The organism is Parafrankia irregularis (assembly GCF_001536285.1).
Taxonomy (GTDB): Bacteria; Actinomycetota; Actinomycetes; order Frankiales; family Frankiaceae; genus Parafrankia; species Parafrankia irregularis.
Genome location: NZ_FAOZ01000042.1, coordinates 42,874 through 64,719, shown reverse-complemented (window position 1 = coordinate 64,719; position 21,846 = coordinate 42,874). Strand labels below are relative to the sequence as shown.

The 21,846-nt window shown below is 69.6% G+C and carries 25 protein-coding genes; 6 read left to right on the top strand and 19 right to left on the bottom strand.

All coding sequences use genetic code 11. The features are described 5' to 3' along the window. The first annotated feature begins 134 nt into the window (after positions 1-134). Positions 135-1,376, top strand: a complete 1,242-nt coding sequence (locus tag AWX74_RS35290) for an IS256 family transposase (RefSeq protein WP_091278262.1) — start codon at positions 135-137, stop codon at positions 1,374-1,376. Between the two features lie 113 nt (positions 1,377-1,489). Here the strand turns inward: AWX74_RS35290 and AWX74_RS35285 are convergent, their stop codons facing one another. Then, the gene (locus AWX74_RS35285; protein WP_091285746.1) at positions 1,490-1,873 is read right to left on the bottom strand and encodes a type II toxin-antitoxin system VapC family toxin; all 384 of its coding nucleotides are present in this window, start codon (positions 1,871-1,873) and stop codon (positions 1,490-1,492) included. Next, entirely contained in the window at positions 1,870-2,118 is a 249-nt protein-coding gene (locus AWX74_RS35280) for a type II toxin-antitoxin system Phd/YefM family antitoxin (protein ID WP_091285744.1), read from the bottom strand. Before AWX74_RS35280 ends, AWX74_RS35285 begins: the two co-directional genes overlap by 4 nt. 201 nt (positions 2,119-2,319) lie before the next feature. Here AWX74_RS35280 and AWX74_RS35275 point away from each other — a divergent pair, with 201 nt between their 5' ends. After that, the gene (locus AWX74_RS35275; RefSeq protein ID WP_131799619.1) at positions 2,320-4,266 is read left to right on the top strand and encodes an effector-associated domain EAD1-containing protein; all 1,947 of its coding nucleotides are present in this window, start codon (positions 2,320-2,322) and stop codon (positions 4,264-4,266) included. An 80-nt stretch (positions 4,267-4,346) separates the two neighbouring features. On the opposite strand, the gene AWX74_RS35270 is transcribed toward AWX74_RS35275, so the two are convergent. The 7 genes from AWX74_RS35270 to AWX74_RS35240 all read right to left on the bottom strand — a co-directional run bounded on the left by AWX74_RS35270 (position 4,347) and on the right by AWX74_RS35240 (position 10,093). Then, positions 4,347-5,669, bottom strand: coding sequence for an acyltransferase family protein (locus tag AWX74_RS35270; protein ID WP_091285737.1), 1,323 nt, complete (start codon positions 5,667-5,669; stop codon positions 4,347-4,349). A gap of 246 nt (positions 5,670-5,915) precedes the next feature. Continuing rightward, entirely contained in the window at positions 5,916-6,440 is a 525-nt protein-coding gene (locus tag AWX74_RS35265; RefSeq protein WP_091285734.1) for a cupredoxin domain-containing protein, read from the bottom strand. Positions 6,441-6,572: 132 nt separating this feature from the next. Beyond that, positions 6,573-7,724 (bottom strand): DUF4232 domain-containing protein, encoded by a 1,152-nt coding sequence (locus AWX74_RS35260; protein ID WP_091285730.1) that lies wholly within the window; start codon positions 7,722-7,724, stop codon positions 6,573-6,575. A gap of 147 nt (positions 7,725-7,871) precedes the next feature. After that, a complete protein-coding gene (locus AWX74_RS35255; protein ID WP_091285727.1) occupies positions 7,872-8,300 on the bottom strand; it encodes a DUF3995 domain-containing protein in 429 nt (142 codons plus the stop codon). A 143-nt stretch (positions 8,301-8,443) separates the two neighbouring features. Next, on the bottom strand, positions 8,444-9,070 hold the full coding sequence (locus AWX74_RS35250; protein WP_131799618.1) for a hypothetical protein: 627 nt from the start codon (positions 9,068-9,070) through the stop codon (positions 8,444-8,446). After that, a complete protein-coding gene (locus tag AWX74_RS35245) occupies positions 9,067-9,408 on the bottom strand; it encodes a GntR family transcriptional regulator (RefSeq protein ID WP_091285721.1) in 342 nt (113 codons plus the stop codon). The genes AWX74_RS35250 and AWX74_RS35245 overlap by 4 nt, the downstream gene beginning before the upstream one ends. 382 nt (positions 9,409-9,790) lie before the next feature. Further along, positions 9,791-10,093, bottom strand: a complete 303-nt coding sequence (locus AWX74_RS35240) for a hypothetical protein (RefSeq protein ID WP_091285714.1) — start codon at positions 10,091-10,093, stop codon at positions 9,791-9,793. 80 nt (positions 10,094-10,173) lie between these two features. On the opposite strand from AWX74_RS35240, the gene AWX74_RS35235 reads away from it, so the two are divergent. Beyond that, complete coding sequence (locus AWX74_RS35235; protein ID WP_091285707.1) at positions 10,174-11,037, top strand: NAD(P)H-binding protein; 864 nt, start codon at positions 10,174-10,176, stop codon at positions 11,035-11,037. Positions 11,038-11,199: 162 nt separating this feature from the next. On the opposite strand, the gene AWX74_RS35230 is transcribed toward AWX74_RS35235, so the two are convergent. Next, complete coding sequence (locus tag AWX74_RS35230; protein WP_091285765.1) at positions 11,200-12,093, bottom strand: NAD(P)-dependent oxidoreductase; 894 nt, start codon at positions 12,091-12,093, stop codon at positions 11,200-11,202. A gap of 59 nt (positions 12,094-12,152) precedes the next feature. Between AWX74_RS35230 and AWX74_RS35225 the strand changes: the two genes are divergently transcribed. After that, positions 12,153-12,560 carry a MerR family transcriptional regulator gene (locus AWX74_RS35225; protein ID WP_091285702.1) on the top strand — a complete coding sequence of 136 codons (408 nt, stop codon included), beginning with the start codon at positions 12,153-12,155 and terminating at the stop codon, positions 12,558-12,560. 212 nt (positions 12,561-12,772) lie between these two features. Here the strand turns inward: AWX74_RS35225 and AWX74_RS35220 are convergent, their stop codons facing one another. Next, entirely contained in the window at positions 12,773-13,354 is a 582-nt protein-coding gene (locus AWX74_RS35220) for a dihydrofolate reductase family protein (protein ID WP_091285699.1), read from the bottom strand. 50 nt (positions 13,355-13,404) lie between these two features. Between AWX74_RS35220 and AWX74_RS35215 the strand changes: the two genes are divergently transcribed. Next, complete coding sequence (locus AWX74_RS35215) at positions 13,405-14,013, top strand: TetR/AcrR family transcriptional regulator (protein WP_207550485.1); 609 nt, start codon at positions 13,405-13,407, stop codon at positions 14,011-14,013. A 69-nt stretch (positions 14,014-14,082) separates the two neighbouring features. Here the strand turns inward: AWX74_RS35215 and AWX74_RS35210 are convergent, their stop codons facing one another. Continuing rightward, a complete protein-coding gene (locus tag AWX74_RS35210) occupies positions 14,083-14,880 on the bottom strand; it encodes a class I SAM-dependent methyltransferase (RefSeq protein ID WP_479724509.1) in 798 nt (265 codons plus the stop codon). On the opposite strand from AWX74_RS35210, the gene AWX74_RS42730 reads away from it, so the two are divergent. Then, positions 14,783-15,139 carry a pentapeptide repeat-containing protein gene (locus AWX74_RS42730; protein WP_479724508.1) on the top strand — a complete coding sequence of 119 codons (357 nt, stop codon included), beginning with the start codon at positions 14,783-14,785 and terminating at the stop codon, positions 15,137-15,139. The genes AWX74_RS35210 and AWX74_RS42730 overlap by 98 nt on opposite strands. On the opposite strand, the gene AWX74_RS35200 is transcribed toward AWX74_RS42730, so the two are convergent. The 7 genes from AWX74_RS35200 to AWX74_RS35170 all read right to left on the bottom strand — a co-directional run bounded on the left by AWX74_RS35200 (position 15,021) and on the right by AWX74_RS35170 (position 21,356). Continuing rightward, positions 15,021-15,389, bottom strand: a complete 369-nt coding sequence (locus AWX74_RS35200) for a VOC family protein (RefSeq protein ID WP_091285691.1) — start codon at positions 15,387-15,389, stop codon at positions 15,021-15,023. The two genes, AWX74_RS42730 and AWX74_RS35200, sit on opposite strands and share 119 nt — an antisense overlap. A gap of 90 nt (positions 15,390-15,479) precedes the next feature. Then, the gene (locus AWX74_RS35195) at positions 15,480-15,641 is read right to left on the bottom strand and encodes a ribbon-helix-helix domain-containing protein (RefSeq protein WP_091285688.1); all 162 of its coding nucleotides are present in this window, start codon (positions 15,639-15,641) and stop codon (positions 15,480-15,482) included. A 472-nt stretch (positions 15,642-16,113) separates the two neighbouring features. Further along, positions 16,114-16,905: an exodeoxyribonuclease III gene (locus AWX74_RS35190; protein WP_091285685.1), complete on the bottom strand. Its 792-nt coding sequence runs from the start codon at positions 16,903-16,905 to the stop codon at positions 16,114-16,116. A 53-nt stretch (positions 16,906-16,958) separates the two neighbouring features. After that, positions 16,959-17,690 carry a response regulator gene (locus tag AWX74_RS35185; RefSeq protein WP_091285682.1) on the bottom strand — a complete coding sequence of 244 codons (732 nt, stop codon included), beginning with the start codon at positions 17,688-17,690 and terminating at the stop codon, positions 16,959-16,961. After that, positions 17,687-19,213: a sensor histidine kinase gene (locus AWX74_RS35180; RefSeq protein WP_091285680.1), complete on the bottom strand. Its 1,527-nt coding sequence runs from the start codon at positions 19,211-19,213 to the stop codon at positions 17,687-17,689. The genes AWX74_RS35185 and AWX74_RS35180 overlap by 4 nt, the downstream gene beginning before the upstream one ends. A 164-nt stretch (positions 19,214-19,377) precedes the next feature. Next, positions 19,378-20,319 (bottom strand): ABC transporter permease, encoded by a 942-nt coding sequence (locus tag AWX74_RS35175; RefSeq protein WP_091285677.1) that lies wholly within the window; start codon positions 20,317-20,319, stop codon positions 19,378-19,380. Further along, complete coding sequence (locus AWX74_RS35170) at positions 20,316-21,356, bottom strand: ATP-binding cassette domain-containing protein (RefSeq protein ID WP_091285675.1); 1,041 nt, start codon at positions 21,354-21,356, stop codon at positions 20,316-20,318. The genes AWX74_RS35175 and AWX74_RS35170 overlap by 4 nt, the downstream gene beginning before the upstream one ends. Between the last annotated feature and the right edge of the window lie 490 nt (positions 21,357-21,846).

The following is a 21,846-nucleotide window of genomic DNA, read 5'->3' as shown; positions in this document are numbered from 1 at the left end:
AGTGGAGTCCACGGACGTGGTGTACGGATCGTGATCGTCTAGCGACTCGCCGGCGTGGCAGTTCGTGACGTAGAGCGACCACCGCGTGATCCTCACGAGAAACCTGCGAAAGCGACTCGATGAGGAGATACGCGATGGCCGTGCGTCCGACTGTGACCGATGCCGAAGGGCTCGGCAAGGAACTGCTGGCGGCGAGTCCTGATCTGCTGGGCTCGATGGTGAAGGCGTTCGCGGAGGCGTTGATGAGCGCCGAGGCGGACAGTGCCTGTGGCGCTGAATACGGCGAGATATCACCGGATCGCACGAATCGCCGTAACGGTTACCGGCCGCGCGAGTGGGATACCCGGGCCGGAACACTTGATCTCGCGATTCCGAAGCTGCGGGCCGGGTCGTACTTCCCGGAATGGCTGCTGACACGCCGCCGGCGGGCGGAACAGGCACTGATCTCGGTCGTCGCGACGTCGTATCTGCTCGGGGTGTCCACCCGCCGGGTCGACAAACTCGTCGAGCAGCTCGGGGTGGCGCACATCTCGAAGTCACAGGTGTCCGAGCTGGCGAAGCATCTCGACGGCCAGGTCGAGGCGTTCCGGTCGAGACCGTTGGACGCCGGTCCGTACCGGTTCGTGCAGGCGGACGCGTTGACGATGAAGGTCCGCGAGGGCGGCCGTGTGATCAACGTGCACTGTCTGCTCGCCGTCGGGGTCAACGGCGACGGGCACCGGGAGATCCTCGGCCTGGACGTCGTGAGCAGCGAGGACGGCGCCGGCTGGCTGGCGTTCTTCCGCGGCCTGGTCGCCCGGGGCCTGTCCGGGGTGCGCCTGGTGACCTCCGACGCCCACCGCGGCCTGGTCAACGCGATCGGAGCGACCCTGCCCGGCGCCTCGTGGCAGAGATGCCGTACCCACTACCTGCGAGACCTCCTCGTCCTCACACCGAAATCGTCGCAGCCCTGGGTCGCCACCGTCGTGAGAACAATCTTCGATCAGGCCGACGCGAACGAGGTCGTCGTCCAGTTCGACCGGGTCGTCGACGGGCTCACCGAAAAACTTCCTCGTGCCGCGGAACATCTCTCCGAAGCGAAAGCAGACCTGCTCGCGTTCACCGCCTACCCACGGGAGATCTGGCGGCAGATCTGGTCCTCAAACCCGCAGGAACGCCTGAACAAGGAAATCAGGCGACGCACCGACGTCGTGGGCATCTTCCCCGACCGCGGAGCCATCATACGTCTCGTCGGCGCGGTTCTCGCTGAACAGCACGACGAGTGGATCGAAACCCACCGCTACTTCGGTGTGGAAGTCCTCGCCAAAGTCGACGCCGCGAACAACCCATCCGACACACCCGAGATCAGCGTGACGCCCGAAGCCCTCGCCGCATAACCTTCCATCAGGATCACGCGGAGTCACTCTCCGTACACCACGCCCCCGGACGTGACCAGGCACAGGCCGGCTGACCTGCTAATTCATTAGGAAGTTTGCCAAAGGAGTGCGTTCTAGATGGTCACGATTTCGATGAGGTCTTCGAGGCCGGTGAGGTCGGCGGCGTTGCGGGTGTAGACGCTGGCTTGGTGAGCGTGCGCGGTGGCCGCGATCAGGAGGTCCATCGTTCGGGCACGTGGCTGGCGCCCGATCTCGACGACGCGGGCGGCGAGCCGCCCGTAGCTGTCGGCGACGGCATCGTCGAGGGGCAGGGGGTCGAATCGTCGTTGCAGCGCGCTGAGACGGGCGAGGCGGTTCGCGCGGGCCTCGGAGGTCTTGGCGACCAGGACGCCGAAGTGGAGCTCGGCGATGCTGATGACGCTGATCGCGAGTTCGCCGGGGATCGGCGCGATGTCGGTGGCGACCAGAACGCTGGTGTCGAGGATGCCGCGACTCACCGGGCTTCCCAGGGATCTTCAACGGTGTCGTCGATGAGATCGCGATCGCTGGGCCAGTCCGTGTCGGCTGGGAGGGAGAAGATGTCGGCGAGGTCGTCCCAGCGCCGCCATCTGTGCGGAGCCACCGGGCCGAGGACAGCTGCCGGTCGGCCGGTAACGGTGATGGTCAGCTGCTCGCCGGCCTGAGCGCGCCGCACCAGCTCGCTGGCGTTCTGCCGCATCTCACGAAGTCCTATCTCGGCCACCGATTCACGGTAGCACTTGTGTTACAAGGTGACGTTGCTCCGCCCTTCCGAGTCTTCCGAGACTTTCGAGCACGGTCTGTGGGGAGACTCGGCCGCGGTCCGATCAGGGCGATATGCCCGGCAGGGGTCTGATCGGTGGCGCCGGACACGGTGCGACACTGATCGGTACATCCGGTGACGGTGCCGGATCTGGGAGGTCTCATGCCGGACCGTCTGTCGGACGCGGAGATCAAGGCGCTTGCCGAGGCGTGCCCGGGCCGAGTCGAGGCTCGCCAGCTCCTCGAGGCGGCCGGTGTGAGCCGGGGCCGCCAGCCGATCTGGAACGTCGAGTCGGCGGAACAGTTCTGGCGCGAGGTCTCGCACGTGCTGGCGGCGGGAATTCGCCTGGACGAGCGTGCCCGCTTCGTCGGCGATGGCCGGGCCAGCCTGCTGGCGGTGGCCGCCGAGTGGTTTGCCGGCAACGAGGTGTTCGCGCGCGCGGCCGCCGCGGGCCCGGGCGGGCCGCCGCCTGGGGAGGGCGGGCCGGGTGCGGTCTTCGACGCGCCGCCGCCGGAACGGGCGGCGGACTGTGCGCCGAGCGTTCTGCTACGCGCCGACTATCTGGTGGTGCCCTTTGTGGAACTCAACGGGGACCGCGCCGCCCTGCGGTCCTGGGCCACGCAGCGGCAGCGGGAATCGGCTCGCCTGCTGACCGGCCCAGCTGGTTCGGGCAAGACTCGGCTCGCCATGCAGATCGCCGAGGATCTGACCGCCAAAGGGTGGCTGACTGTCCTGGCCCGATCGGGGTCACCACTCAGCGCGGCCCGGTTGGGATACCTGCGTACCGCTGGCGCACCCACTCTGGTGATCATCGAGGACGCGGAGCTCAGGCCGGATGAAACATTGGCGATCGCACGCGCGCTGGTGGGCCGGTCGACCGCGAGCCGGCTGCTCCTGCTGACCCAGGCCACCGAAGCCCTGCTCCGGGGCCTGCGCGAGCTGGCCCTGCCGGACACTCAGGTCGCTGGCATGTTCGACCGAGCGGAACCACAGACGATCACGCCGCTGGCCCCCGGCCCGCACGCCAGGCAGGTTCACTTCGCTGCCGCCCGCTCCGCGTTCGCCGCCGAGCTGGGCGCCGCGACGAGCGCCGCACCCGACGCCGGCCCGTGGGCCGACATCGAGGACCTGGACACGGTGCTGGATGTGCACACGGCGGCATTGCTGGCGGCTCTGCCAGATGCCCCCGTCGCGCGGCCAGCGGAGAGCCCGCTGACGACACTCTGCCGGCACGAACGGACACGGTGGCCCAACCCCGCCGGCGCGGGCGCAGATGCCGCGACCAGCCCTGGCACCGGGCTCGCGGCCCAGGTCATCACCGCGGTCACCCTGCTGCGTCCCGGTTCGGCCGACGACGCGGAAGCGCTGGCCGCGATGCTGCCGGAACTGCTTCAGACCAGCCCCGGCGAGCTGCGGAGCCTGCTGGACGAGCTTCGTCGCCAGTACGCCGGCCGGTGGGCGGTCGAGGCGCTGTGCCCCAGCGCCTACGGAGAGCACATCGCGGCGGTGGCGCTGGCCCAGTCGCCGTCGCTCGCCGAGACCATCGCGAAGGCGGCCACGCCGGATCAGGCCGTGACCGCGCTGACAGTGCTCGGCCGGGCGCTGCCCGCGCACCCGGAACTGGCGGAGGCGATCGGAGACATCATCCGAGTCGACCCGGAACGGCGTCTGCTCGCGGCGATCGACCTGCTGCCCCGCCTGCCTGACCCCGACATGTTCGTCCGCGTGATCAGCAAGCGGGTCGACGACATTCCGCCAGGCTCACCGGCCCTGTTCGCCCTGCTCGACCGAGGTCGGATGGACCGGGGCGGCCCCGAGCTCGACAGTCTGCGCGCTGAGACCCTGCGGGTGCTGACGTCGCTGCCGGACCACCTGCTCGGAGGCGCGCGCTCGGGCCTTGCCCAGGATCCGGCGCTGGCCGGCGTCGCCAGGATCGTGGACGCGTTCACCCAGACGATCAAGGATCTGGCCATTGGAGTCGTCGACCCGAAATCCGATCGCATGCCCAGGAACCCTGAGGATGGCACCCCGGTCCTACCGCCTGCGGCAGTGGACGTCCTGCGCGGGCTGATGCGGAGCGACTTGTGGCGGAACCAGGGAGAGAAGTAGCCGTCGGCTGTGTCGGCCGGGCGCCCCGCTCTGGCTGAAGTCAGCGACCACCGGCTTCTCACCCGACCGCGCGCCCACGCCTATCGTGCCAGCCAGAGCAGGGCTGCCCCGGCAAGGTAGGCGAGCAGGCCGCCCAGCGGCATGCCGACGAGGTAGTGGGCTCTGGAGGGAGCCACGTTGTTGCTGATCAGCCCGGCGAGGGCCCCGGTGTAGGCGGCCACGGTGAGCACGAGGCATCGGACCGGGCTCGCGGGCCGGCGTGCCGGCCACAGCGGCAGCCGGCCGGGTGCCGGACGCCGGCCGCGAATCTCGATGCGGCCGAACACCGCCACCAACCCGGTCATGATCACCGTGAGCATGAGGAACCAGGGAAGCCGCCAGAGCCACCAGGAGAAGGTGCCCGCCGTCGGGGTCGGCAGCGCGTCCAGGGCGTTGAGCAGGCCGACGAGTAGCAGCACGGCGCACATGTGCCACAGGAAGAGGGTGAAAACGACCATGTTCACCCCGATCACGGCCTGCCAGGGTCGTCGGCGGCGCAGCCAGCGCTCGGCGGGGCCGCGCAGCATCATCACCAGGCCCAGCTGGAACGCGGTGGCGGCGATCAGGGCCAGGGTCGGCGGTGAGGCGTTGTGCGGTTCCTTCCCGGAGACGTCCACCATGCTGACGGGATAGGGCCCGGCCAGCGTCAGCGCCATCACCGTGGCCAGGCCACCGAACAACAGCGGTGCCCACACCCGCGGCCGGAAGGGCAGCCGGCCGTCCCACCAGAAGAATCCGATCTGGTGCATCACCAGCCAGCCGTAGACGTAGCCACCGTTCGCCAGTGCGGGATGGCCGTTGATCCGGGCAACGTCTCCGAGGGCGACGAGGACGACCAGCACCACCACCACGGCCCAGCCGAACCGCTGGTGCAGCCAGTACATGGCCGGGGTCAGCAGCACCACGACGAGGTACGCGGACAGGAACCACAGCTGGATCGTGGCGAACCAGACGGCCAGCCGGGCGAGGCTGCGATCGGCGCCCAACGGCTGGGCGAACAGCGCGATGACGGCGAGCACCACCAGGAAGACGGTGGTGGGCCGCAGGAGGCGGATTCCGCGGTCGCGCAGCCAGGTGGCCGTGCCGCCGCCGCGGCCGCGGTGCGCGGCCAGCGACGCGGCGTTGGCGTACCCGCCGGCGATGAAGAAGAGCGGCATTACCTGGACCAGCCAGGTGAACGGGTACATCCACGTCATCGACTCGAGCGCCGAATGCCCGGTCAGCTGCCCGTTCCTGTCGTGGGTGATCACGCTGACCAGCCAGTGGCCGAGGACGACCAGCAGGATCGAGATGGCGCGCAGCAGGTCGACGTACCGCTCCCGGGATGGCGGCGTCTGTTCGGCCAGTTCGCGCAAGGCCGGCACAGGGGCAGCTTTCCACGGGATGGTCCGCAGGCGCCTGTGTCCCGCCTTCACCACCGCCACGCCGTCATGACATCCGCCGTACGAAGGACCTCGACCTGACGGGTCGCAGCAGCAGGGCCGGGGAACCTTCGCCGCTCCGCCATCGCGCTGTGGTCGGTTTCCTACCGGTGGAGCTGTCTCGGACGACTGCGTCAGTCGCCTGCGGCGCGGGGTGGCGGTGGGCGCCGGGGTCGTCAGGCCACGGCGTCAGGCTGTGACTGTCACCGTTCCGGTCATCGACGGGTGGATCTTGCAGATCACCGTGAAGGTTCCCGCCTTGCTCAGGGTGACCGTAGCGCGCTGGCCCTTCTCGAGCGTGCCGGTGTCGAAGCCGCCGGCTTCGGACGTCCACGTGTGTGGTGCGCTGTCGTTGTTGACGACGGTTATCGTCTGCCCCACTTTGAATGTCGGGGTCTTCGGGCTGAACGCGAAGTTCTCGATGGTCACGGTCGTGGCGTTCGGCGCGCCGCCCGCCGTCGGGCTCCCCGAATCCGCGGCCGGGGCCGTCGTGGTCGCCGGGTGCGATCCGTAGGAGGACGAGTGGTCCGCGCCGGCCGCCGTCGTGGTCACCGGAGCTGACGGATTGGGCGTGACAGCGACATCCGTGTCCGTACCGTCGGAGCCCCCGCAGGCGCCCAGCAGGAAGGCCAGTGCGGAGCCGGCGACGGCGACCCGGCAGGACGCGCCCACCATTCCCGCTCGGCGTCCTCCAGTCACACGTACCAGGTTCACGGCAGCTCCTCGCAGGTCGTGACCCACCTTTTCCGGTGTCATGGCCCGACACCGTCGGCGGATCGGCCGGGGACCATGCTGCTGCCCGGCGCACAATTCGCGTGCGCTCTGTCATTCTCGTGACTCGGGTGTTCATCGGGCGGTGACGGTGAAGGACACATATGTTCCGGCGGGCTCCACCTCGGGACCGCCCGGCCGCCAGGAGACGCTGAGTTCGCGGCCTTGGGTGATGGCCGCGGGCAGGGTGACCCGGAAACGGAAGTTCTGGCTGGCTTTCGCTGCGAGGACGGGTACGGGCCGAGTGTTGAGGCGGTAGGTGGACCTGGTGTTCACCGCGTCCCGGGTGGCGTCGCCCAGGGAGAAGAGTTCCTGGCCGTAGACGACGCCGTGGAGGTCCATCGGCGCGTCGGCCGGGTTCGTCAGCCTGATCACGTAGTCGATCGTCGCGCCGACCGGAGCCGTCATCGCCGTGGGGCTCACCAGGGTCGCGGTCAGGCCGGTGAGCGCGTAGTGGGGAACGGTGACCGGATTGAGCTCGTCCCATGCCCCGACCGACAGGAACGTGCGCAGTTCGGGGTGGATCTCGCTGGAGGAGCACGGCGGTGCGGAGGCCGCTGTGACGGATGCCGTCAGTGTTCCGCCGCCGTGCGGCAGGGTGAGCCGTAGGGCCTGCCGGCCGCGGGAGCCGCAGTAAGGGGGCGACCAGTCGAGGCGCAGCCCGGCGCGCTCGCCGGGATTGACCTGGGTGATCCGCAATTCGCCCTGCTCGTCGATGGCGTTGCTCACCTCGACTCGGGCTGGCTGGTCGTCGACCAGCAGTTGGGCGTCGCTGCGCCCGGACAGCGTGCAGGGCTGCGTCGAGATGTTCGTGGCCTCAACCGTGCCCATCAGGCCGTACGGACCGGCCCGCCGGATGGCGCGCGACTCCTGGTCGTCGGCACCTGGGGCGACGTGTGGGGTCCGGTCCTGCCAGGCGGGGAGGACGGCGGCAAGGTCGGAGGCCTGGCAGTGACGGTCCGTCGTGATGGTCCAGCGGAGGCGCGCCGGCCGGGTGAACTCGGAGTCGGCCGCCGGCTCGTCCACCCATGGAACCGTGCCGTCGGCCGCGAGGGTGGCCGGCGCGGACACCTTCGGCGGCAGCGGAGCGGCCGTCGTGTCCGGGGCGCGGTCACATCCGGCGACCAGCCCGCACGCCGTCATGGCCGCCGCCACGGTGACCGGTGCGATATGTGCCCTGATGTGCCTCATACGGTCGAGTACATCCGCCACCTCGACATCGGTCATGAGTACACGTACTCATAAGCGCGGCATAGCGACTCTCCGCGCTGCTCGAAGCGCCGCCAAGGGACCTGTCGTCCGTCCCGAGAACTCGGCCTGGTCGCCGGGCGTCGGGTGCGGCTCGGCTACTCCGGGTGAGCCGTCCATGACCTGCTAGCCCAGGGCGCAGGCGGTGGCCAGCACGCCGAGAACCAGACACAGCGGGGAGTAGATGCGCAGGTTCCAGCGTGCGAACTCCGGCGGCATCTCGCCGAGACCGAACCCGGACACGACGAGCCCGCCAATGCCTCGGATCAGCAGCACCACGGCGATGACCCACGCGCCGACGTCGGTAATCCACGCCGGACCGCCAGATGGCATCAGGTCGGAACGCGCCGCGACCAGATAGGACGCCGTCAGCAGGAGCAGCGCGACGGTCAGGGTCAAGGGAGCTGAGGGTGCCCGGGTTTCGTCCTCGACGCCCACGACCACCCTGGCGTACTCGTCACGGCTGGACAGCGGCCATGTGGAGAACACCCATACGCAGTGCAGGAACCCGGCGAGCGCCAGACCGACACCTGCTACCGCTCCAGCCACCGTCATCGGCGGCCTCCCGGTTACGTGGGTCCCATGCGTCAATGTATGGATCCGACCGGCCGGCCTCCACTGGATGAGCCTGGTGGCGACGTCACCAGGCGCCGAGGGCAACCCGGCGGGGGATACCGACGGAGGCTCCCGGGCCGGCGTCAGCTTCCGAGAACGATGCTGAGCGCGACTACGAGGACGGCGAGGGACAGGGTGAGTGCCCAGCCCTGCCAGGTCACGGGGCGGTAGCCCCAGCCGATGCGCTTGGGCCCGAACCAGGGCCGTCGGTTGGTCATGATTGACGGTTCACCTCCTGCTGTGCTGGGGACTCCGAACGCGGCGAGGAGTGCCGCGGCGGAGGCCGGGTTCGCGGCGCTGATCCACAGGCGTTCGCCGGAGGTCAGGCTCAGCGTGACGGTGGGGCCGGGACGCACGGTGAGGCGGGTCATCAGCCGCGACAGCGGCAGCCCGACTCCGAACACGGCGGGCCACGACAGGTGTGCCGTCCCGATGCTCGCGATGCGTTCGCGTGGAATCCAACGCGCCCGTCCGCGCAGGCCGGCACCGACACGTACGCCGTCGCCTGAGATCAGCAGTCGCGCGGTCGCGAGACGGCCGGCAAGCCCGGCGCTGACGACCGCGATCGCACCGAGCGCGGCCTCGAAGGTCGGCCCCGAAATGCCTGCGAGGCCCAGTGCTACGGCGGTGACGCACATCGAGCCGACTACTCCTGCGAACGCGCTCCGCCAGCCCGTGACGACACTCGTGTAGACGTCTTCGCTGCTCATGCGCGCCTGACCAGCTCGGCCAGCTGGCTGGTCGAATAACCGTAGGTCTGCCCGACCTCGACCAGTCGCCGCACGGCGTCGAGAATCACGTGCTGATCGGTGTGGCCGGCGCGGACGGTCACGCCGCGTCCGCGTCGGAACTCCAGCAGCCCCTCGTGGCGCAGCGCGCGGTATGCCGTGAGCACGGTGTTCGCGTTCACGCCCAGCGTGGCCGCGAGGTCCGCCGCGGTAGGTAGCCGTTCGCCTTCCGTCAGTGTTCCTTCGAGGATCGCGCGTCGCACGTTCGCCTCGATCTGCGCGCCGAGCGCGCCTTCATTCGGATCCAGTCGCCACAACATGACACGTATGATGCTAGCTCCACTAGCTTCATACGGGCAAGTCGAACTTCACTCAGACGTCCGCCAGGCAATGGCGTCAGTGGTGGGGCGGTGCGGATCACAACGGACCGCCGCAGGCTGCGTTCGCTCACATGGAGCCGAGTCGCAGTGGCGGACACCTGTTCCGGTCCACCGTCTGTGGCGCCGCAGCCGGTCAGTAGTTGGCTTGCACGGCTCGCCAGGTCGCCGCGGGCCTGATGCCGGGGCGCCACGGCGGAGAGCGTGCTTGTGAACGCCTGCTCGATCCGTCCGAGCAGCAACCCTTCCTCGATCCTGGTGGGATCGGAACCGACGCCAGCGAGTTCCTTCGCGAGCCGGGCGCCAGGCTCGCCCCACAGTTCGCTCAGCGGGACAGCACGGTCGCGAAGGCCAGCCACGGAGCGGCGGCGTGGCCGGGTCGGATCCTGGCCCTGACACAGAACGGACCCGGCTCGCCGACATGGTAGAGCGCGCGTGTTCGGGGCCCCATGATCACCAGGTCGCTGTGCCTGCCCGGGAAGATGCGCAGGGCCAGCGCGGCGGAATGATCCGGCGGCTCGACGACCGTGCGCTCGTGCTCGTGGAAGGGCAGCGTCGTGATGCTGATATCGGAGACCCACCGGCGAAGCGCACCCGATATCGGTATCGAACGTTCGTCGAGAAACACGGTTCCTACCGTAGGCGACCGCGCACCGCAGTGGTTTGCCGAAACTTCCTAGCCGCGCCGGCGTCCGGCCGGACATCGTCATGCCCGTGATCCTGGTAACCGGTGCCACCGGCACCATAGGCAGCAAGGTGCTCGACATCCTGACGGTCCGCGGACAGCGGGTCCGCGCCGTGACGCGTGACCCGGAAAAGATATCGACGCGTTCGGGAGTGGAGGTCGTCCGGGCGGATTTCGACGAACCCGCGTCGCTGCGCCAAGCGGTGGCCACGGTCCGGACGATGTTCCTGCTCACCGCACCGGCCTCACCAACCACGCGCCACGACCTGGCCATAATCGACGCAGCGCGATCGGCGGGAGTGCGCAAGGTGGTGAAACTGTCCGCGATCGGCACAGGTGAAAAGATCGGCGCCGATGTGGTCGGTGCATCGCACCTGGCGGCCGAGCGAGCGGTGCGCGACAGCGGTATGGCGTGGACGATTCTGCGCCCGTCCAGCTTCGCTTCGAACGCCCTGCGCTGGGTCGAGGCTGCCGACCAGGGGCGGCCCGTGCTCGATCTCACCGGACCAGGCCGGCACGGAGTCGTCGATCCCCATGATGTCGCCGCCGTCGCGGTCGAGGCCCTCCTGTCGTCGACGCACATCGGCAGGATCTACACACTGACGGGACCAGAGCTGCTGACCATGACCGAACAGGTGACCTGCCTGTCGCGGGCGGTGGGACGCCGGATCGACACCGTCGCAGTAAGTCCTGAGCGGGCAGCCGACGAGATGCTCGCAGCCGGGATGGACAGATCCGCCGTCGATATGATCATTACCGGCGCCGCCTGGGTCCGCGCCGGCCACAATGCCATCCTGACCGACGATGTGGCCGCTGTCCTGGGCCGTCCTCCCACCAGTTTCCAGTCCTGGGTCATGAGGCACCGACGGGCCCTCGGCGCCTCATGACCCGGATCGGAATCAGTGTCCCGCCCGTCAGCTCCAAGGCCGCCACGGAAGACCTGGCTTCTGCTTCGCCCGTCACGCGTCCTTTCCGCTGCGGGCGTCATTGACGGTTGGTGGAGCAGCATCGCCACCTGTCGGGAGGGCGGATCTGTCTGTTCGGGGTGGTCACGGACGTTTTTGCATGAGTTTGAACAAGCTGGAGAAGCTCTCGTGGCCGTGGCCCTGCGCGACATGACGACCAAGCAGGGCCTGGAGTGGACGGTGCACTTCGGAGTCGATGCCGAGATCTTCGCTGAGGCGGGTCAGGTTCTCAACCGCGACCTGGTTCATGCCAACCGGTGAAACACCGGTCGAATAGTCACCGGACTCGATTTCCCGCGCCAGCTCGGACATGTACTCGGTCAGCCCGGACAGCCATCGCGAAACCAGGGGCACGAACCGGGACGGCGAGACATTCGCGGTGCCGAGCAGCGCGAGGCTGTGGAGGAAACCGGTGAGGGCCGCGTATCCGCTGCCGAGCAGGGCGAGGTCCCACAGCTCCGCCGCTGAAGGGTCTTCACCGAGGTAGTGGCTGGTTGCCAGGGCGTCCAGCGTATGCCGATGGTGGTCGAAGGCATGTTGGGAGCCGCTGTACAAGAAGAAGGCGCTGGGCGTGGCGACAGACTGGGGGACGGCCATCATCGCCCCGTCCAGGTAATCCGCGCCGCGTCCGGTGACCCACGTTGCCATCGCGCGAGCATCCTCGGGCGTCCCAGTGGTGAGGTTGACCACGGTGTGTCCGGGCAGCAGGGCGCTCCCGGCGCCCAACACGTTCTGAACCCCGTCATAGTCCGCCACACAGACGATGGTTATGGGGCTCGCCGCTATTGCGGCGGCGGCCGTCTCCGCGCGTACCGCGCCCATGTCGACAAGGTCGTCGGCCTTGGACGGAGTGCGGTTCCAGACGGTCACCCGGTGATGAGCGGCCAGAAGCGCCCTGCCCAGTGCGGTGCCCATGCGACCGATACCGAGCACGGTCACGCGGTACTGATCGTCACTGGTCGAGTCGAGTATTGTCATGTCGATCACCGTAGGGTCTGACATCGATGTGAGAGTCAAGGATCGGTGGTGAGGGTCACGTGCGGATTGGGGAGCTCGCCCGGCGAGCCGGTGTCAGCGAACGCATGCTTCGCTACTACGAGGAACGAGATCTTCTTCGACCGGTACGGCGGCCGAGCGGATACCGCGAATACCTGGAGGCCGACGTCCGCACGGTCCGCCAGATTCGAATGCTTCTCGCCACGGGCCTGAACACGACGACGATCGCCGAGGTACTGCCCTGCATGATCGAGGATGGTGAGAAGCTCGTGCCCGTCTGCGAGGACCTGGCTCCCATCCTGGTTGAGGATCGTGACCGCATCAGCGCCGCCATCGATGACCTGCTCGCGGCTCGCGACGCGCTCGATGCCATGATCGCCGCCGCGCGCCTGGCGGGTGCCCAGGGTGACGCCTGTGAGACGGTCCCGGCGCGGGCGTCGGCGCCATAATCCCCGCTCCGCGCCGGCCGGAACGCTCCACACCACCCACCACCCAGGCCACAGGCGAGCGATGACCTCCAGGCCGCTGCCCCCGGGGGCGACTGGCCCGGGCCAGGAGGTACGTGGCCGAGGATCGGCCGACACCGCCTGGCCGACACCGCCTGGCCGACGCCGCCTGGCCGCCGTCGGGCACCGCCCGGGTGTCGTCGTCGCCGGTTCGTCTACGCCGAACGGCGCAGGTCGTACTCGTTGACGACGACCCCGGAGTCGAAGGCGGTGGATGCGACCAGCCGCGCCGGACGCGGCCGGCAGTCGCCCTCGAACAGCGAGATTCCCGCGCCGAGAACGACCGGGTTCACCTTCAGCACCAGCCGGTCGATCTGCTCGGCCAGTGCGTTCGCGAGCGTGCCACCCCCGCAGAGCCAGATGTTCCCCCCATCTCGCCTGCGTAGCCGTTCCACCTCTGCTACCGGGTCGGACGAGACCAGACGGACGTTCGCCGGAACCCGCTCGTTCGCGTGGCGACGGGTGAAGACGACCTGCTCCAGGTGTGGGTAGGGGTCGATCAGGCCGACCCGGCGGCCTACGTCGTAGGTCTCCCAGCCCATCAGCACGGTCGTGAAGCGGGAGTTGTCGGCGGTCAGCCCGAGAGCTGTCAGCGCGGGCGCCGGCAGTGTGTCCGCGTATTCCCGGAAGATCCAGTCCATGTGGTCGCCGGAGGTCGGGAACGCCGAGAAGTCGCCGTCTGGCGCCGCGATTCGACCGTCGAGCGAGACCGCGACGTAGTAGACGAGCTCGCGCATGAATCCCCTTTCCACTGCACCTGTCGTGGTTGAACTGTACGACAGGTGTCGTGGTTGGCGCTACCCTCCTTGTCGTGGCCCGCAACAACGAACGACGCACGGAACTTGCTGACGCCGGACTCGCCGTCCTGGCACGGGAAGGCGCCCGAGGTCTCACCCATCGAGCGGTTGACCGCGAGGCCGGCGTCCCGATCGGCACCTCGTCCAACTACTTCCGCTCGCGCGCCGACCTGTTCGACGGGATCGTCCGCCGGATCGGTGAACGGCTGGCGCCGGAGCCGGCGGTCCTGGAACGCCTGGGCAGGCGCGAGCCCTCGCGAGAGCTGTTCGCCGACTACATCAGCGACATCGTCCGACGGATGAACACCCACCGCGACCTGACCATCGCCCTGTTCGAGCTGCGATTGGAGGCAGCCCGTCGCCCCGAGGTCGCGCAGCGCCTCACCCCCTGGTTCCGGGACGCCTTCGCCGCGGACGTCGCCTTCAACACCGCGGCCGGACTGCCCGGCGACGCCGCTGACATCGCGCTGTTCCACTACGCGATCGACGGCCTGATGCTCGACCGCCTCACCGTCTCGATCGACCCCGATTCCGCCGCGGACGCTGTCGCGCGGGATCTCGTCGACCGCCTGCTCCCTGAGGCGGACTGCGCTCCGTAGAGCGTGGGCAGGGGCGGAGGCGGATGAAGCCGCTGCCAAGGGCGCGCGGGGCCTGAGGTGAAAGCGGGTTCAGGTGCTGGCTACCAGGACGTCCTCTCCGCTCGATGGGCGCAGGCCGTCGGTACGGCCGGTGAAGTAGCGCTCGGCGAGCACCGTGCCCGATATGTGGTTGACGTCCTGGAAACCTGCCTTGCGGGCCATCGCGAGCATCTCGCCGGGTGTGTAGAAGCTGATGAACGGGGTGTTCGAGGCCTGCGCGCCTTTCCTGGACGCGGCGAGCCCGGCACGGTCGGCGTCATCGGTGAGCAGCTCGGGCGGCAGCAGAAACGTCATCGCGACCGTCGAGCCGGGGGCGAGTCCGGCGATCTGGCGCAGGGTGGCGGCGGTGGCCTCCTTGGACAGATACATGGTCACGCCGGTCGAGGCGACGACGGCTGGCCGCGTGGCGTCGAAACCGGCGGCGGCCAGGTGCGCGGGCCAGTCCCCGTCCGTCTCAAGGTCGACGGGGACCAGGCGCAGCCCGTCCGGGATGCCGTAGCCCAGGTCGATCAGGCGCTGGCGCTTCCACGCCTGGGGGCCGGGCTGGTCGACCTCGTACACGGTCAGGCGGGCGGCGATCTCCGGCTCGCGCTGGACGAACGTGTCCAGACCGGCGCCGAGAACGACGTACTGGTCGACGCCCTGGGCTGCTTCCTCGGCGACGAGGTCCTGGATGAGACGCGCGCGGGCCACGATCGACGCCCGGAATCCGCTGGTGGCCCGCGGGTCCATGTCCGGCCGGGCGCGCCAGTCGCCGTCGGGGGCGGCCAGCTTCAGGCCGATCTCGTCGGCGAGGACGTGCGGTGGCGAGTCGACCTGGACGTGCATCGCCCGCCAGAGGGCGACGCGAACGGCGGTGCTGTCCGGCGCGGCGCTGTCCGGCGCGGCGCTGTCCGGCGCGGCGCTGTCCGGCGCGGTGCTGTCCGGCGCGGTGCTATCCGGTGCGCTGCTGCGCGGGCCTGCGCCTGTCATGCGTTCGCGTCTCCCAGGTCAGCTCCGCCGGGGGCCTGGAGACTCCAGAGGCGCCCGTCGGGGTCACGGACGGTCATCTCCCTGGTGCCCCAGTGGGTGTCCTCGAACGGGGTGACGACCTCGACGGCGGGGTCGGGCTGGAATGCGTCCGCGTCAGGCACCTTCAGCACGATGCGCGGCGCCTGGAGCTCCCGGGCTTCGGGAATCTCCGCGATGAAGACGTAGGGGCCGTCGCCGTTGCGAAGCTGGCCGGAGTTGTGGCCGGTGTCGAACTCCAGCCTGAAACCCAGTGCCTGGAAGAATCCTGCCGCCCTGCCCCAGTTGTGGGTCTCCAGGAAGACGGCTTCGATTCCTTCGGTCGTCATGTCAGGTCTCCGATCCAGATGACTGGGCCTTTTCCGTCGTCGATCCGGACCTGTGCATCCGGTGACCGTGGATCATGGGACGGAAAAGGCTCACTGCGGTCGCTGCCCGCGGGCGTCGTCGAGGTAGGCGCGCAAGGCCTCGGCGACGAGCGCCGAGAGGGACAGCCCCGACTCGACGGCATGGTGTTTGACCTGTTTGATCAGCCCGATCGGCAGGTACACGTTGAACTGCTTGACGTCCTCGTCGCCCACGGTCGCTACCCTAGCATGCTAGCAATCTAGAGGCGAGTCCGATGGTCCCAGGGTCCCCGGCCGACGACTCGGTGCCGCCGAGCCGTCGGTGTCGTGGCGGGGCGCCGGCTGATCCGAGCTGCGGTCACGCTCCGCCATCCCGTGCCGGCGGATCGCGGGCCCGCCAGCCGGCCTGTGGAGCGCAGACAGTCCGTGTGGAGCGCAGACAGTCCGCAGGCGGGTGGAAGGTGGCGGTGCGCCGCATCGACAGTTCACCGCACAGGAGACGAAAGGGGCGCAGGGTCGTTTGGCAATTAGAAAGAAGTGAGGATTTTGGCTGTCGGAACGACCAAAATCCTCAACTCTTGCTCGGTAGCAGCCAAAAATTCGAAGCTCGGGATTTTGCTGCATGCTCTGGGGTGACGAAAATCCTCGACTCTTCGAGTCGTGGCACGGTGCCGAAGCACGGCCAAACTCCTACCCGTCGAAACTCCTATACGCCGAAATCGACGTATACCGGCGCGTGATCACTCCAGCGTTGGGCGTATGTCGGTGCCCGGTCCACGGCGGCGGCCTGGACCCGTTCGGCGAGTTGGCCGGTGGAGATCAGATAGTCGATGCGCCAGCCGGCGTCGGTGTCGTAGGCACGGCCTCGCCATGACCACCACGTGTATGGGCCCGGCTGCTCTCCCGCGAAATTCCGCACGACGTCCACGAAGCCGTCATCGGTGAACAACTGGTCGAGCCAGGCTCGTTCCTGGGGCAGGAATCCGGCCTTCCTGAGATTGCCCTTCCAGTTCTTCAGGTCGATCTCGCGGTGGCATATGTTGAGGTCACCGCAGACCAGCACGTGCCGACCGTCCGCGGCCAGCTTCGCCATGCGTTCCCGGATCGCGGCGAGGAAACGGTACTTCTCATCCTGCAGGGGTGTGTCCGCCTCGCCGGTGTGTACGTAGACGGACACCACCGTCAGCAACCCGAGATCGCCATCGAGCGAGAAATCCGCCTCCACCCATCGACCGGTGCCGGTGAAGTCACCGAGCCCCAGGCGGACGTCCGCCGGCACCATCCGGGCGAGGATCGCGACCCCGGCCCGGCCCTTCGCCGTCGACGCCTCATGGATGATGTGCCAGCCCGGCCCGACCGCGTCCGCCAGGATCGCGTCGTCGGCGCGCACCTCCTGCACGCACAGGATGTCCGGGCGCCGGTCCTCCAGCCACGTGCCCATTCCCCGCCGCCTGGCCGCGCGGATGCCGTTCACATTGACCGTCGCCACTCTGAGCACCGCGCCCCGGCCTCCTCATCAGCACCTTTCCACCATGGAAGCAGGGCGGGCGGTCAGTCCGGGTGGCGGGGTGGGTTGGCCGAGGGCCGGACGAGGCCGATCTCGTAGGCGAAGACGACGGCCTGTACCCGGTCGCGAAGCTCGAGTTTGCCGAGGATGCGGCCGACGTGGGTTTTCACGGTGCCTTCGGCGAGGACGAGCCGGCTGGCGATCTCCGCGTTCGACAGGCCGGCCGCGACCTCCCCGAGGACGTCGCGCTCGCGGTCGGTGAGCCGAGCGAGCCTGTCCGCTCCGTCCCGGCCGGGTCCTGCCCCAAACGGGCGGTGACCGGGACCCGACCCGGTGTCGTCCAGGTCGGGCAGGCGGTGCGCGAAACCGTCGAGCAGCCGCCGGGTGGTGCTCGGCGCGACGACGGCGTCCCCGGCGGCGACCGTGCGGATGCCGGCGAGCAGGTCGTCCGGCGGGACGTCCTTGAGCAGGAATCCACTGGCGCCGGCCCGCAACCCGGCGAAGGCGTATCGGTCGAGGTCGAACGTGGTCAGGATGAGCACCTTCGAAGCGCCGCCGGAGGCGACGATCTGCCGGGTCGCCTCGATGCCGTCGACACCCGGCATCCGCACGTCCATCAGGACGACGTCCGGGGCCAGCTCGGCGGTGAGCCGGACGGCGGTGGCACCGTCCCCGGCTTCGCCGACCACCCTGAGGTCCGGCTGCGAGTCGAGCACCATGCGGAAGCCCATCCGCAGCAGTGGCTGGTCGTCGACCAGGAGCACGGTCGTCGTCAAGATTTCCCCGCCTCCAGCGTTTCCTGCGCCGTGTCCGGATGGTGCGGGCCGGTCGGGTTGGAACTGTCCGCGGCCCTGATCCGAGCGGTGACCCGCCATCCGTCGTGCCGCCCGGTGACCGGCCCCGCGGTCAGTGTCCCGCCATGCAGAGCGGCGCGTTCCCGCATGCCCTGAACTCCGCGTCCGCCGGTCGGCGCCGGACCGGTGGCCGGCACGCCGCGGCCGTCGTCCACGATCTCGACCTCCACACCGACGGCGTCGTAACGCAGCAGAATCCGTGCCCGCGTGCCGGGCCCGCTGTGCTTGAGAACATTGGTGAGCGACTCCTGGACTATGCGGAACACGGTGAGCTCCGCGTCGGCGGTGAGTGTTCGGCGCCTTCCCGCACTGGTGAGTCGCACGGTCAGTCCAGCCTGCCGGATCTGGTCGATCAGGTCGTCGAGGTCGCCGATTCCCGGTTGTGGCGCGGTCTCGGCGGGGCCGGTCGGATCGGTGATGGCGGACGCGGTCGCGAGCGCGGCCGCGGTCAGGTCTGCGATGCCGGCCGTGTGCCCAGCTCCCGCTCGTACCCCGGCTCCTGCTCTCACCCCGACCACGGAGGCCGCGGACGCCACGGTGGGCGGCGGTTCGATCTCGGTCCGCTCGTCGCGCAGGACGCCGAGCAGTCCGCGCATCTGCGCGAGCGCCTCACGGCCGGTGGCCGAGACCTGCTCGACCGCCCGCGTCGCCCGCGCCATCCCCTCGTCCACGTTCGTGGCTGGGACTGCGGCTGTGGCCGGGCTGGACGCACGGGACGGATCGGAGAGCGCGGCAGGAGGAGGCGCTGCCGGGCCGCGCAGGGCGAAGGTGGCCCCGTCCGCCAGCGCGATCATGACGGAGAGGTTGTGCGCCACGATGTCGTGCATCTCGCGGGCGATCCTGGCCCGTTCCCGGGCCGCGGCGAGTCTGGCCTGCTGGTCCCGCTCCCGTTCCAGCCTGGCCGCGCGGTCGGCCAGGGCGGTGAGGTAGGCCCGCCGGGTGTTCATGTTGACGCCGAGCACACCGGCGGTGATCCCGAGCGCGCCGAGGAAGACCGCGACAGCGATCCGGTCGTAGAAGCGGGCGTCGGGCAGGCCGACGCAGAACCAGGCGACCAGCGCGGTGAGGGCCATGGCCGCAGCTGCCGCCAGCCGCCGAGGCCGCCGTGCGGCGACCGTGTAGAACGCGATCAGCAGCGACAAGGTGCCGAAGTTCTGAACCCACAGAAGAAGCTGGAGGACTGCGGCTGCTGAACAGGCTGCGAAGACTCCGATCGGGTGGCGCCGCCGGACGCACAGCGGCGCGACCGACGCGACGATGAGCAGCAGCGCCCCGACAGACGGACCCGCCAGATCGACAGTGGGCGGCAGCGCGACGAGACCCAGCATCGAGGCCAGGGCGGAGTCGACGAATACCGGATGGGCCCGCAGGGCCCGGCCTACCCGCCCGTGCCGCATCCGTCCGAAGACCACACCGGGGACATCCGGCGGCTCCGCCGTGCTCATGCCGCTCATCCTCCTCTCGCCCACACCCTCGCCGTCCACCGCTGGCCCGTCACCCGCTGGCCCGTCACACGCTGGCCCGTGACCCGCTGGCCCGTGACCCGCCACCCGCTGGCGGGGCCCGATCGGTGTCGCCGTCCCGCGGGCGCGCTCGGAGGTGGCCGTGGTCAGACGTCCCGGCGGGCCAGGACGATGGCGGCGGCGACCAGCGTCACCACCAGGTAGACGGTCATCATCACCACGGCGGTGCCGGGGGAGAACGAGTCGCCGGAGCCCTGGGTGGAGATGAGGACCTCGCCGATCGAGGCAGGCAGATACCGGTTGATCGACTGCATGCTCGCAGGCAGCAGGCCCACCACCATCGGTAGCCCGAGCAGGACGGCGAGCAGCGCCGACACGGCACCGGCGGTGCTGCGCAGCAGTGCGCCGATGGCGAGGCCGAGCAGCCCCACCGCGGTCAGGAAGAACGCGCAGCCGACGATCGCCCGCGCCGCACCCGGCGAGCCGATCGAGACGCTGAGATCATCGCCGGCGAGGATCGCCTGGCCGACGGTGAACGAGAGCAGACCCGTGACCAGCGTGAGGGCGAACGCGACACCGGCGAACACGACGGCCTTGGCCCAGAGCACCGGTAGCCGCCGGGGAACCAGGGTCAGCGTCGCGCGGATCATCCCGGTGGTGTACTCGCCCGTGATCATCAGCACACCGAGGACGCCGATGGTGATCTGGGCCAGCAGCGCGCCGCCGAGGCTGGGGGCGGTCGCGTCGAAGTCGGCGTTCTCCGGGTCGAGGGTGGTCCCGTCGGTGGCCATCGCGCAGAGCAGGACCGCGAGGCCGATCATCGCGACAACGGTGAGGGCCAGGGTCCACCAGGTGGACCGCAACGACCGGAACTTCGTCCACTCGGATCGGACCAGGCCGAGAAAGACGACGTCACCCGCGGGGCCCGCGGCGTTCACCGCTCGGCGCGCGCCGACGGTGCCGGTCTCGTTCGGTGAACGGGTCCCGTTCGCTGAACGGGTCGCGTTCGCCGGGTCCGCGACGTCCCTGCCGCCGGCGGGGGCTGTGATCGTCCGACCGTCCCGTGGATCTGAGAACTGGGTGTTCATCGGTTCGCTCCGATACCGGCCGGTGCCGCGTTCGTGAACTCGACGGCGTCGCGGGTGATGTTCATGAACGCGTCCTCGAGGGAGACCAGGCGGGGGGTGAGCTCGTGCAGGGCGATCCCGCCGGCGCGGGCCAGCTCGCCGATCCGCGCGCTGGCCAGGCCCACGACCTCGATCGTCTCGGCGGTCCCGATCGCCGCGGACGCCTGATCGAGCGTCGGGTCGGGCCTGTGGCCGAGTGGGGCGGCGGGTTGGCGGCCCGGGGCACCGGCGGGCGGCAGGGACGCCGCCGGGTCGGGCGCCGCGGTGACCGTCGCGCCCTCCCGGACCAGCATTTCGGCGAGTGCCGCGGCATGTGGCGAACGGACGAACACCCGGTTCCCGGAGGCGGCGCGGACGAAGTCGGCGACCGACGTCTCCTGGATCAGCCGGCCCCGCCCGATCACGATCAGCTCGGTGGCGGTCAGCGCCATCTCGCTCATCAGATGCGACGAGACGAGCACGGCGCGGCCCTGCGCGGCGAACCCGCGCAGCAGGTCGCGGATCCAGCGGATGCCCTCCGGGTCCAGCCCGTTCACCGGCTCGTCGAGGATCAGCGTCGACGGGTCGCCGAGCAGGGCGGAGGCGATGCCGAGCCGCTGGCCCATCCCCAGGGAGAAGCCGCCGGCCCGTTTGTGGGCGACGTCGCGCAGGCCCACCAGCTCGATTACCTCGTCGATCCGCCGCCGGCCGACGCCGTGCGTCTGGGCGAGCGCGAGCAGGTGGTTGGCGGCGCTGCGCCCGGTGTGGATCGCCCGCGCCTCCAGCAGGGCCCCGACGTGGCGCATCGGTGCGGCCAGCTCCCGGTAGGGCCGGCCGTCGATGAGCGCGGTGCCGCCGGTCGGCTGGTCCAGGCCCAGGATCATCCGCATGGTGGTTGACTTGCCGGCACCGTTCGGCCCGAGGAAGCCGGTGACAACCCCTGGCCTGACGGTGAAGGAGAGATCCTCGACCGCGACCTTCTCCCCGTAGCGTTTGGTGAGCCCACGCGCCTCGATCATGTGTACCCCGCGTCCGTCGTCGACGTCCGGCCGGCTGCCGGCTGACGTCCCAGAACGCTAGGGATCTTCGGGGCCGCCGCCGACCACCGCCAGACCGATCTTCGGCGACCGCCACGTACCTCTCAGGTCACGGCTCCTACGTCCTGAGAGGTACACACCCGCGTGCTCACGAGCAGAGCGTGGACGTCGCAGGCCCGAGAGACCGGTGCTGCAGGACGTTGCGATGAGTCCGCGCGGCGACGGCGACAGGGCACAGCCGCCGGGCTGTCGTCGCACTCTGGGCGCTGATTCCGGACGCCGCGCGAGGGCTGCGGCCAGAAATGTCTCGGTCGTTCGCCGGATGCGGCGAGCCTGGCCGCGATGGGATCCGGATGAGGGCTGCCCGGCAATGGCCACTTCTGCTGCCGCCGCTGCCTCAGGGAAAGAAACGAGGATTTCGGCTGCCGCAGCAGCCGAAATCCTCGTTTCTTGCGGATTGCCGAGTGACTCC

Coding starts and splice junctions, on each gene's coding strand:
- AWX74_RS35200 (WP_091285691.1), bottom strand. CDS start 15,389: ATGACGACCGAAGGAATCGAAGCCGTCTTCCTGGAGACCCACAACTGG.
- AWX74_RS35220 (WP_091285699.1), bottom strand. CDS start 13,354: ATGCGCGAGCTCGTCTACTACGTCGCGGTCTCGCTCGACGGTCGAATC.
- AWX74_RS35210 (WP_479724509.1), bottom strand. CDS start 14,880: ATGCACGTCCAGGTCGACTCGCCACCGCACGTCCTCGCCGACGAGATC.
- AWX74_RS35275 (WP_131799619.1), top strand. CDS start 2,320: ATGCCGGACCGTCTGTCGGACGCGGAGATCAAGGCGCTTGCCGAGGCG.
- AWX74_RS35230 (WP_091285765.1), bottom strand. CDS start 12,093: ATGACAATACTCGACTCGACCAGTGACGATCAGTACCGCGTGACCGTG.
- AWX74_RS35250 (WP_131799618.1), bottom strand. CDS start 9,070: ATGAGCAGCGAAGACGTCTACACGAGTGTCGTCACGGGCTGGCGGAGC.
- AWX74_RS35235 (WP_091285707.1), top strand. CDS start 10,174: ATGCCCGTGATCCTGGTAACCGGTGCCACCGGCACCATAGGCAGCAAG.
- AWX74_RS35290 (WP_091278262.1), top strand. CDS start 135: ATGGCCGTGCGTCCGACTGTGACCGATGCCGAAGGGCTCGGCAAGGAA.
- AWX74_RS42730 (WP_479724508.1), top strand. CDS start 14,783: ATGTCCGGCCGGGCGCGCCAGTCGCCGTCGGGGGCGGCCAGCTTCAGG.
- AWX74_RS35245 (WP_091285721.1), bottom strand. CDS start 9,408: ATGTTGTGGCGACTGGATCCGAATGAAGGCGCGCTCGGCGCGCAGATC.
- AWX74_RS35255 (WP_091285727.1), bottom strand. CDS start 8,300: ATGACGGTGGCTGGAGCGGTAGCAGGTGTCGGTCTGGCGCTCGCCGGG.
- AWX74_RS35170 (WP_091285675.1), bottom strand. CDS start 21,356: ATGATCGAGGCGCGTGGGCTCACCAAACGCTACGGGGAGAAGGTCGCG.
- AWX74_RS35175 (WP_091285677.1), bottom strand. CDS start 20,319: ATGAACACCCAGTTCTCAGATCCACGGGACGGTCGGACGATCACAGCC.
- AWX74_RS35260 (WP_091285730.1), bottom strand. CDS start 7,724: ATGACCGATGTCGAGGTGGCGGATGTACTCGACCGTATGAGGCACATC.
- AWX74_RS35180 (WP_091285680.1), bottom strand. CDS start 19,213: ATGAGCACGGCGGAGCCGCCGGATGTCCCCGGTGTGGTCTTCGGACGG.